This is a genomic window from Capnocytophaga sp. (genome assembly GCF_030532915.1).
GTDB lineage: Bacteria > Bacteroidota > Bacteroidia > Flavobacteriales > Flavobacteriaceae > Capnocytophaga.
In genome coordinates, this window is sequence record NZ_JAUNKD010000056.1 from 1 (window position 1) to 10,746 (window position 10,746).

Below are 10,746 nucleotides of genomic sequence, written 5' to 3' on the forward strand. Positions count from 1 at the left end.
ATATAAAATAGATTTGTAAATCTAAAAAATGCTGTTGTAAGAGTAAAATATATTTTTGTAAGCATATAAAATGGATTTGTAAATCTAAAAAATACTTTTGTAAGCAATAAAATTGTAAAAATACATATAAAAAATAGCTTAACAGGAAAAAATTAAGCATTATTCAGTGTGAATTGCCATAAAAGTCATTATAATTATAGAAATGGCTAAAAAACTGAAAAGAAATATCATAAATCTAAGGTTTCGGAAAAACTAAAAATAGGGTGAATTACTTTGTGATGATAAAACTCGGGAAAAAATGTTGCTTATTTATTTGCTGATAAGCCATAAAAGCCTTATTTTTGTGGAGTTAAATCTCAAAAAAGAACGATTATGTTTAAGAATTTTCTATCGGGTGTTTTTGGCAGTGCCAGTCAGGTGTCACAGGAGGAATTGAATCGTGAATATGGGCAACTTCTTGTTGAAGGAGAGCGTATTGAGCTGGGTTTTGTGCTGATTCGCGATATGTTTATCTTCACGAACAAACGATTAATATTGGTTGATAAGCAGGGTTTTACCGGAAAGAAAGTGGAATATATGTCTGTTGCCTATAAAAGTATTTCTCGGTTCAGTATTGAAACGGCAGGGAGCTTTGATTTAGACGCCGAGCTGAAAATTTGGGTGTCGGGAGAGCATCAACCAAGCATTCAGAAGCAGTTTAATAAATCCGTGAATGTTTATGAGGTGCAGCGCATTCTTGCCAGCTATATTCTGTAAGTTGTTACGCAGTTAAATTATTTTTTATATACAGTTAGCCATAGCGCAAGCAAACGCCCTCGTAGCAAAAAATAAATTTTTATTTTTTTGTAGTTTTCGTAAAAAGTTGTATCTTTGTAAACTATTATTTTTTTAGAACAGCATAAATAAAAATGAGTGAAGAATTAAACAAAAGTCAATATTCAGCCGATAATATCCAGTCACTGGAAGGAATGGAACACGTGCGTATGCGTCCGTCAATGTACATCGGCGATGTGGGACCACGAGGGTTGCATCATTTGGTGTATGAAGTGTTGGATAACTCTATTGATGAGGCACTTGCAGGATATTGCGACACAATTTCGGTAACGATTAACGAAAATAATTCCATTACGGTGGAAGATAACGGGCGCGGAATTCCCGTGGATATTCACAAAAAAGAAGGCGTTTCGGCTTTGGAAGTGGTAATGACCAAAATCGGTGCCGGAGGTAAGTTCGACAAGGGCTCGTACAAAGTTTCGGGCGGTTTGCACGGGGTGGGAGTTTCGTGCGTGAACGCTCTTTCGGTGCATTTAACGGCAACGGTTTGTCGCGACGGAAAAATGTACCAACAGGAATATTCTCGCGGAAAGGCACTTTATCCCGTAAAACAAGTGGGCGATACTGACAAGCGGGGAACTACCGTAACGTTTCAGCCCGATGAAGAAATCTTTCAACAAACGCTTGAATATAAATACGATACACTGGCTGCCCGTATCCGTGAATTGGCATTTTTGAATAAAGGAATTACCATCAACTTAACCGATTTACGAAATAAAGACGAAAAAGGCAACTATATCTCCGAGAAATTTTATTCCGAAAACGGACTTACCGAATTCGTAAAATATTTGGATGCCAGCCGCCCGTCAATTATCAATAACGTAATTGCGATGGAAGGCGAAAAATCGGGTATTCCGGTGGAAGTTGCGATGATTTACAACGATTCGTTTAATGAAAATTTATATTCATACGTAAATAACATCAACACTTCGGAAGGTGGAACGCACTTGCAAGGTTTTCGTATGGGGCTTACGCGTACGCTGAAATCGTATGCCGATAAAACGGGATTGCTTGAAAAAGCCAGCAAGGACAAAAAGAACCCGATTGAAATTGTGGGCGACGACTTCCGTGAAGGATTAACAGCAATCATTTCGGTAAAAGTAGCTGAGCCTCAGTTTGAAGGGCAGACCAAAACCAAGTTAGGGAATCGTGAGGTTACGGCAGCGGTTTCGCAAGCCGTTTCGGATATGCTCGAAGCCTATTTGGAGGAAAATCCCGCTGATGCCAAAGCTATTGTTGAAAAAGTGATTTTGGCGGCGCAGGCGCGTCAGGCAGCAAAAAAAGCCCGTGAACAAGTGCAACGCAAAACGGTAATGAGCAGTGGTGGATTGCCCGGAAAATTATCCGATTGCTCTGAACAAGACCCTGAAAAATGTGAGTTGTTCCTTGTGGAGGGAGACTCGGCGGGCGGAACCGCCAAAAGCGGGCGTGACAAAAACTATCAAGCCATTCTTCCCCTAAAAGGAAAAATATTGAATGTTGAGAAAACCACTTTTGTAAAAGTGCTTGACAATGAAGAGATAAGCAATATTTACAGTGCTTTGGGCGTGTATTACGACCCTGAAATCAAGGCGCTTAATTTGGAAAAATTGCGTTATCATAAAGTAGTGATAATGTGTGATGCCGACGTGGATGGTTCGCATATTACGACTCTTATTTTGACGTTTTTCTTCCGCTATATGCGTGAACTTATTGAAAGCGGTTATGTGTACATTGCCACGCCACCACTTTATTTGGTTAAAAAAGGAAGCAAAAAAGAGTATGCTTGGAATGACAAACAACGCGATAAGTTGAGTGAAGATTTCGGTGGCGGAACAACCATTCAGCGTTACAAAGGTTTGGGTGAGATGAATGCTGACCAGCTTTGGGAAACCACAATGAATCCGGAGCATAGAACGCTTCGTCAAGTAACGATTGATAACGCTAGCGAGGCTGACCGTATCTTCTCGATGTTGATGGGCGATGAGGTGCCGCCGCGTCGTGAGTTTATCGAAAAGAATGCAAAATATGCTAAGATAGATGCGTAGGGTTTTTAAATTAATTTTTCATATTGAAAAATCCGTCATACAGAATTTGTATGACGGATTTTGTTTTTAGAGACAACGCCTTGTGGCTCAATTATGTTTTTAGGAAGCCTGACAGTACGCCAACACAAAATCATCTAAATTCATAAACGAAACATTGTAAAACGTTTCTCCGATTTTGATTTTTGTTTGGGTGTCATTCGGGAAAAAATCCTTCACCAGCACCTGACTCACCGTGATGTTCGGATCACCGTGTGCCTTAAATCCGGCTTCTTTGGCTGACCAAATCATTGTTAGTTTTTGAAGTACATTGCGCGCCGAGAAAGAAGTGTCACGATAGTCCCACTGTGTGAACTTTTCGGCAACATCCACAATTTTCTTTCTCTTCTTTTCAATGTCCACCCCAACAGGTTTTTCACTAACGACAACCACAACCATATTAAACGAATGGCTGATGGAAATGTGCTTACCATCTTTTAAAAATGGCTTTCCTTTTTCATCGTAAAATAAATCTTTGCCGGCATAGCCCAAAGATTTTAAAATGCAACGTGTAGCTAAAAAGTTTTTTTTGTCACTTTCTGTTTTAATGGCGTCGTATTTTACTTGATGAACCCCTTCCAAACTGACTTCTTGTTCCAAAAAGTCAAGTGATTCGGTTACCTTCCAAACATAAAGACAAGTTGTCTCATCTACGTTAATGGTTTCAAATAACGGCATAATAATCATCTCTCTTTTTTCAAGCGCAAAGCTATTGATTTTTTTGCTTTTAGGCAACTGAATTTTAATTTTTAGCTATTATATAATATTTTTCAAATACGTTTTAACAAAAAAATATTGTTAAAAAATAAGCTCAAAATATGAATAGTTATCTTTTTTTTAGCTATTTATAGAAGTTTATTTATTTAATAATTGTTAAAATAGAGATAGTCTTATTTAACATTTGCTAATAGATGATTCCGTAAAGAATTAACAAAAAATATAGAAATCTATAACGTAAAAACGGGCATATTTTTAGTTTATTATTGCAATTTGAATCTATTTTTTAGGATTAAATCAAAGAATTTTTTCAGAAACGAGCGTATTAAAAATGAAGAAATCCTTATGAGACCAACATAAGGATTTCTAACATAAATGGAAATAATATGGCTTATTTATACATCACTTTTTTTACGGCTTTTACCACATCGTTGGCGTTAGGCAACCATTCTTCCAATAATGAAGGAGAATAAGGAGCCGGTACGTCGGCTGTGGTAATCCGCTGAATAGGAGCATCTAAGTAATCAAATGCATTTTCCTGAACTTGGTAAGTAATTTCCGACGCTACGCTGGCAAAAGGCCACGCTTCTTCCAAAATAACCAAACGATTGGTTTTTCGTACGGATTTTAAAATGGTTTCGCTGTCCATCGGGCGAACGGTACGCAAGTCAATAATTTCACACTCAATGCCTTCTTTTGCCAAAATATCGGCAGCGGCATAGGCTTCTTTAATGATTTTTCCGAACGAAACGATGGTGACGTCTTTTCCTTCGCGTTTCACATCGGCAACTCCCAACGGAAGCGTGTACTCACCCTCAGGTACTTCGCCTTTATCGCCATACATTTGCTCCGATTCCATAAAAATAACGGGGTCGTTATCGCGAATGGCCGATTTTAGCAAACCTTTTGCGTCATAAGGGTTTGAAGGTACAACCACTTTCAGCCCCGGGCAGTTGGCAAACCAGTTTTCAAAGGCTTGTGAGTGCGTGGCGGCAAGCTGTCCGGCAGAAGCCGTAGGACCTCGAAAAACAATTGGGATATTGATTTGCCCGCCTGACATTTGGCGTATTTTGGCTGCGTTGTTGATAATTTGGTCAATCCCTACTAATGAAAAGTTAAAGGTCATAAACTCAACAATGGGGCGGTTTCCGTTCATTGCGGCACCTACCGAAATTCCGGCAAATCCAAGCTCGGCAATCGGGGTGTCAAGCACGCGTTTAGGTCCGAACTCGTCCAACATTCCTTTTGAGGCTTTGTACGCTCCGTTGTATTCGGCTACTTCCTCGCCCATTAGGTAAATCGATTCGTCGCGACGCATTTCCTCGCTCATTGCCTCACAAATGGCTTCTCTGAATTGTATCGTTCTCATTTCTATGAAAATATTTTTTTATCTTTACTAAAATTAAACCACAAAAATACATATAATTATTGAATTTCATATTTTTTTCAGGCATATAATGATAAAGTATTTCTGCTTATTTCTGTAATTATCTGATAATAAATGAAATAATAAAATGTTTTTTTAAAAAAATTAATTTTTGAGCGTTTGATTTTTCATTTGTTCATCCTTTTCACTACTTTTGCCCTGTTATGCAGAAAAACATCAACATACTCAATAAAAAAGCCAAGTTTGAATACGAGATTTTGGATAAATATCTCGCCGGAATTGTGCTGGTTGGTACCGAAATAAAGTCCATTCGCTTGGGGAAAGCCTCCATTGCCGAAAGTTTTTGCGAATTTAACGAAAAAAGCGAACTTTTTGTGATTAATATGACCATTGAAGAGTACGCCTACGGGACTTATTACAACCACAAACCCAAAAGCGAGCGCAAACTGTTGTTGCAACGGCGGGAACTTAAAAAACTTCATAAAGAAGTGAAAACTACCGGATTAACTATCGTTCCGCTGCGGTTGTTCATCAACGAAAAAGGCTTGGCAAAATTGGAAATCGCTTTGGTACGAGGTAAAAAATTGTACGACAAGCGCGAAACCATCAAAGAACGAGATAATAAACGCAACTTGGACAGAATCAAAAAATTACGATAGTTTAAAAATTGCGTAACTTTTTTGAGGTTTTGCCCGTTATGAGCTTTTTGATAATTTTTTTTCCAAAACAGAATGCAAATTTTCAAGATGGTACAACACTCCGGCGTTCAGCTCTTGCTCAGAAAAAAGCTGATTTTCAATGCCTTTTCGGAATGCCTTCAAAACGGACACGTCATTGAGCCAGCGGGTTACTTCATCGTTTAAAGTGGGGTGATTTTCAGCATAATTGCAGTAAAAAACGGAGTTGTTGCTCACGAAAATTCCGTTGTGTAACTCCCAAAAATGCCAGATAGCGGTAAGTTCGGAGGCTTTTTGCGTCCAAATCCGCAGTAACGGCTGAATGTCTAAACCGCTCAACCCGAAACAAATAAGCCAATTAACAGCGCTTACAAAATCAATATGCTCTCTGTCGAGTTCGTCCTCAAAAAAAGTTTCGGCATAGGCTTGCAAAAATCGTATTTCGCTTTCCTTCCAATGATTTTTGGCATCAAATCGGCATTTTGAGAGTGATAATTCTTCCGAAATGTACAAAATGTGCCGATGTGCCAGCAATTCCAGCATTCGCGGCAAAAAATACCGCATTTCATTAACGGACATTTTTTCCGAATCCACTTCACTTACGTACGAAGCTATCAACTCCAACGGAATTTTCCGCAACGGTGTGGTTGTGAGTAGTTTTACTTCGTTTTCGGATAGAAAACCGGTGTCGATGGATAGTTTTTGTCCGATTTTGTAGTCGGAAAAAAGGGTGTAACCGACTTCAATACGTTCGGCAAGTTCGGAAGAAACGGAATATTTCATTTTTTAATTACAAAATTTAGTTTTTTATTGAAAGAAACCACAAAAGTAAAGCTAAAAAGACAGAAAGCGCCAGAATTATTGTAAAAATACTTTCTTTTCGGCGTTCTTTTTTGAGTTTTTGCCTAATTTCAGTCTTGATTTTGTCGATTTCTGCTTCATTGAGGTCGTTTTTGGTAAATAAAAGGGGTGAATCGGTTGTTTTTAAGATGATTTGTTTCCCCTTTTGGGTGAATTTCTCCCGATGTCCCTTTTTTAGGGCTGCATTGGCATTGATGCGCTTTATTATCTCCAAGGCGTGTCCTCCAAAACTCATAAAATTAAGCGTTTGCAATTCATTTCAGTAGCAAAAATAGGTTATTTTCTTTTAAAAAACGAATTTTTTGGAGCGATTGCATTAAAAATTTAGGAAAAACGGGTGAAAATCAAGACGAAAAATATTCCGAAACTTTTGTTTGTATATAAAATATGACAAAAGTCACTATATCGTTGTAAGTGTTAAAATAGTGATAAATTTAAAATGTAAAACCTGTTTTGTTAAATATTCCGTATCTTTGCACCGAATTTAATAAAAATATGAGAATTATGGTAAAGAAATTTATTTTGGGATTATCAATAGTAGGATTGGTAGCCTGTGGTTCTGACAGTAAGGATGATACACTTGTTATGCCCCCTGTGCAAGAAAATCTTGAAAAAGATAAGATTGTTAAAATTGAGGAATATTTTGAGAATCAACTTGAAAGAGTAATTGAACTTGCGTATGATACGAACAAACGGCTGAATAAAGTAACGGAAAACAGACCGCAAAAAAATCAAAAAATAGAAACAGAAATTGCTTATCCGCAAAACAAGGTTTTGATAACCTACAAAGAAAATCAGGTTGTAACCAATTTGGCAAAGCCTACGCTGTTTGAGGTTGATTTAGATACCCAGCAACGGGTTGTGCAACTTAAAAAAACGCGTTCTTTTAAAAACAGCACTCGAGATGAAGTAACTACTGAAACGGGATTTGTTTATGATGCAACGAGCAGACAAATAAAAAGCAAAACAAGTTTCTTCCCCGAAGTGTTGACAAGTTGGAACGGCAACACCCTTGTCAAAATAGAAAGCAAAAACAGCAAGGGAGAAACAGAAGTAACACAAACCTATGATTATATGGACACAAAGAACACCGTGTATCCGGATTTAAACTTTTTTCTAACAAGATTTACATCGGATACTGAAATAAAATTCCTATTCACTAAATCGTTAGGGTTGCGTTCAGAACACTATCTTCAAAAGTACACGTATATGAGGGGTACCAGTAAATCAGAGCGAAATATTTCGTATGAGTTTGACCAAAAATTGCGTCCGACTTCTGTTACGGTGGATATACAAGAAGATGTTCCTTCTAAATATACCTATAAAATTTTCTATGCAGAATAAAATTTTTTAGGTGGATAAACCCCGACGAGCATTCATAAGTCCGAAACAAAACAACAACGGCAGAAAATAGAGGTTTTCTGCCGTTGTTGTTTTGTTTTTTGGGAAAAACGGATGGTTTTAATGCAAAACAAAAACATTTTTGTCCATACACGTGTGTTTCTATTGTAGGGGCGAATTGCAATTCGCCCAAAACGTATATTTTCAATATAAATCAAAATATTTTTCACCTGCCACACAAATTTTTTCATAACGGGCGAAATATATTTCGCCCCTACAACATGGATTTACATAATGGGCAAATTGCAATTTGCCCAAAAATGAATGTTTTCAATGTGGGTGTATTGTATATGCCTAAAACATTTATATTTCAATTAATTATATTAAAAAAAAGGTAGCGAACATCCGTTTGCTACCTTTTTAGGTTTCTTTTTTAGGTAAGAAGAAATAGTTATATCGCTTTATTAGAATTTGTAACCAATTCCTGCTGAAAGGCTTCGTGTGGCAGCCGGCATAATGCCTCCCCACGAAGCGTGACGGAAGGTGAAGTACTTGTGGTTAAATAAATTCAATCCGTTGAGGCTAAAATTCCAATTGTTTAACTGATAATTCAGTGTGGCATTAAAGAGTTGGTAACGCGGAATAACCCCTACATTGCCGTTTGCCGAAGCAATTTCTGTATTTTTAGCATCAGAGAATTGGGTGCTAACAAAATTAGCATACGCATTGGCTATCAACGTTCCGTTACCTAATGGCAAGTGATATTTTATGCCTGCCGTCGTTACGTATCGAGGTGCATACGGCACGCGGTTGCCTTTGTGCTGTCCTTCTTCAATAGTAGCTCGTTGAATGGCACCGCTTGCATAGAGTTTTAACCCTTTAATCGGGTAGAGGCTTCCGTTGAGTTCAATTCCGCGGTGCAGGGTTTTTCCGCCGTTGTTCAAAAGTCCGCCTTCTCTGAAAATTTTATTGTTGAAATCAAGCAAGTAAGCCGTGACTTCCATTTCAAACCAATGTGCGGGTTGCAATCGAATACCGATTTCATAATTATTTGATTTTTCAGCATCTAAATCGCCTTTGGTTTCAAGTGCATCGCGATAACGGGGCATTTGGTATCCTTTGGAATAAACGGCATAGATTCGGTATTTGTCTGAAAACTTGTAGAATAAGCCGAGTGAGTAGATGAAAGCATTTTCTTTTTTATTATCAGTCCAATTTCCGTTTACATAATTCTTTTGTGCATAGCTGCCGTGAGTGTAACGCAAAGCCGGGTTGATGTAGAACTTATCGGTCAGGTGTAATTCATCAAAAATATAGGCTTCTATCACTGAAATAGAGTTTGTTACATTTGATGATGAACTTCCTGTTTTTTGTCCGAACTGTGTTATATCTTTGTTTTGTACAGTATTGTTCATTGTCATATCGCCGTGCAAACGAATACCGGTCAGCAATTTGTTTTTCTTCCCAAACAAAGAATTTGTTCGCTCATAATCAGAGAAAAGCCCGATAACAGGCACATCACGAAGCACGCCTTGAAAGGCACGTTTTGAGGTGTCGGCATTTCGATTGTCAAACCACCAATCACGTTTGAAATAACCACCGTAAAGTGCAGTAGTTAGGTTGTTTGTTTCATCGAAATGTCTTTTGTAAGAGACTGAACCACTAAACCGCATTATTTGCATAAAATCGTGTGGATTTACGGATTGCGTAGGGTCGGTGTCCCATTGTGCTTGTGAGAGTCCGCCGGGGGTTTGTGAGTCTTCCTCAAAGGCATTAAAGAAGAAATTAAGTTCATCTTTTTCAGAAAGTTTTCCGCCCAAGTTAAGTGTCAAGTCATTGGTGTAAAACTTGCTGCGCGAGTTTCTAAACCCGTCGCCTTGTCGGCGATGTAATCCCGCATAATAGTTAAAATTTCCGTTGGCATTGGTTCCTGCGGTTTCTATGCCTAAATTTAATTGATTATGGTTTCCGTATCGAAGAGAAAGATTTGTGTAAGGCGTTAAACTTCCTTTTTTGGTAATGATATTAACCACCCCACCGATACTTCCGCTTCCGTACAAGGCGGGTGAAGCTCCTTTAATAACTTCCACACTTTCAACAGCTCCGATGGGCATCATATAATATCCTCCCATATCGGAATAACTTTGCCCGATAGGGATTTTTCCGTCGATAACCACAAGGGTACTGCTGTTTCGGTTGGGTTCAAGTCCGCGAAGCCCGATACCGGGTCGCAATCCGCGTCCATCTTCATCGGTATAGTTAGCACCGGGAATAAGCCGAATGGCATCGCCCACGGTAGGTAAGGCGAGTTCTTTGATTTGAGAAGATGAAACGATATTAACCGTTCCGGCAAAGTTTTTCACCTCCCGCTTGGCTCCGGTTGAGGTGATGGTTACCTCGCTGAGCTCTTGGGTGTCGGGGGTCATTGTAACGGAAATATTTTTTTGTCCCTGTACTAAAATTTCACGTGTTTTATATCCTAAATGTTTAAATATCAATACGGATTCGGCGGGTATTTCAATTGAAAAACGCCCTTGCAGGTCGGTTTGTGTACCTTTGTGCGTTTTTCCTTTGAGCACCACGGCAACTCCCACCATCGGATTTCCGTTTTCATCGGTTACCTCACCGCTAACGCGAATTTCATCGGATTGTATGCAGATATTCGTTTTGTTCGCTAAGGGCAAGGCATTCACCGTTGCAGCAAACCCCATTGTGAAACTACTTGCCGTAAGTGTGCCAAGTAGTATTTTTGTAGTAATTGACTTACGTTTCATAGGTAATTATTTATGTTAAAAGTTTTGATGCTGCAAAAGTATTACTTTCCATATAAAACACAAAATTTATTTAGACTTTTTTTAAATAAATA

Annotated in this window: 9 protein-coding genes; 4 read left to right on the forward strand and 5 right to left on the reverse strand. The window is 38.5% G+C overall.

Annotation, left to right across the window (positions count from 1 at the left end):
- The first annotated feature begins 372 nt into the window (after positions 1–372).
- Positions 373–756 carry a PH domain-containing protein gene (locus tag Q4D72_RS11480; RefSeq protein ID WP_303078021.1) on the forward strand — a complete coding sequence of 128 codons (384 nt, stop codon included), beginning with the start codon at positions 373–375 and terminating at the stop codon, positions 754–756.
- Between the two features lie 152 nt (positions 757–908).
- A complete protein-coding gene (gene gyrB, locus Q4D72_RS11485; protein WP_303078023.1) occupies positions 909–2,861 on the forward strand; it encodes a DNA topoisomerase (ATP-hydrolyzing) subunit B in 1,953 nt (650 codons plus the stop codon).
- Between the two features lie 99 nt (positions 2,862–2,960).
- Here the strand turns inward: gyrB and Q4D72_RS11490 are convergent, their stop codons facing one another.
- The gene (locus Q4D72_RS11490; RefSeq protein ID WP_303078025.1) at positions 2,961–3,575 is read right to left on the reverse strand and encodes a 4'-phosphopantetheinyl transferase superfamily protein; all 615 of its coding nucleotides are present in this window, start codon (positions 3,573–3,575) and stop codon (positions 2,961–2,963) included.
- A 430-nt stretch (positions 3,576–4,005) separates the two neighbouring features.
- Positions 4,006–4,983, reverse strand: coding sequence for a pyruvate dehydrogenase complex E1 component subunit beta (locus Q4D72_RS11495; RefSeq protein WP_303078027.1), 978 nt, complete (start codon positions 4,981–4,983; stop codon positions 4,006–4,008).
- 221 nt (positions 4,984–5,204) lie between these two features.
- Between Q4D72_RS11495 and smpB the strand changes: the two genes are divergently transcribed.
- Positions 5,205–5,660, forward strand: a complete 456-nt coding sequence (gene smpB / locus Q4D72_RS11500) for an SsrA-binding protein SmpB (protein ID WP_303078028.1) — start codon at positions 5,205–5,207, stop codon at positions 5,658–5,660.
- Positions 5,661–5,696: 36 nt separating this feature from the next.
- On the opposite strand, the gene Q4D72_RS11505 is transcribed toward smpB, so the two are convergent.
- Together Q4D72_RS11505 and Q4D72_RS11510 are read right to left on the reverse strand one after the other, a co-directional pair.
- Positions 5,697–6,461, reverse strand: coding sequence for a hypothetical protein (locus Q4D72_RS11505; protein ID WP_303078030.1), 765 nt, complete (start codon positions 6,459–6,461; stop codon positions 5,697–5,699).
- A gap of 16 nt (positions 6,462–6,477) precedes the next feature.
- Entirely contained in the window at positions 6,478–6,774 is a 297-nt protein-coding gene (locus Q4D72_RS11510; protein WP_303078032.1) for a hypothetical protein, read from the reverse strand.
- A 260-nt stretch (positions 6,775–7,034) separates the two neighbouring features.
- Here Q4D72_RS11510 and Q4D72_RS11515 point away from each other — a divergent pair, with 260 nt between their 5' ends.
- Complete coding sequence (locus Q4D72_RS11515) at positions 7,035–7,883, forward strand: hypothetical protein (RefSeq protein ID WP_303078033.1); 849 nt, start codon at positions 7,035–7,037, stop codon at positions 7,881–7,883.
- 461 nt (positions 7,884–8,344) lie between these two features.
- Here the strand turns inward: Q4D72_RS11515 and Q4D72_RS11520 are convergent, their stop codons facing one another.
- A complete protein-coding gene (locus Q4D72_RS11520) occupies positions 8,345–10,654 on the reverse strand; it encodes a TonB-dependent receptor (protein WP_303078036.1) in 2,310 nt (769 codons plus the stop codon).
- Between the last annotated feature and the right edge of the window lie 92 nt (positions 10,655–10,746).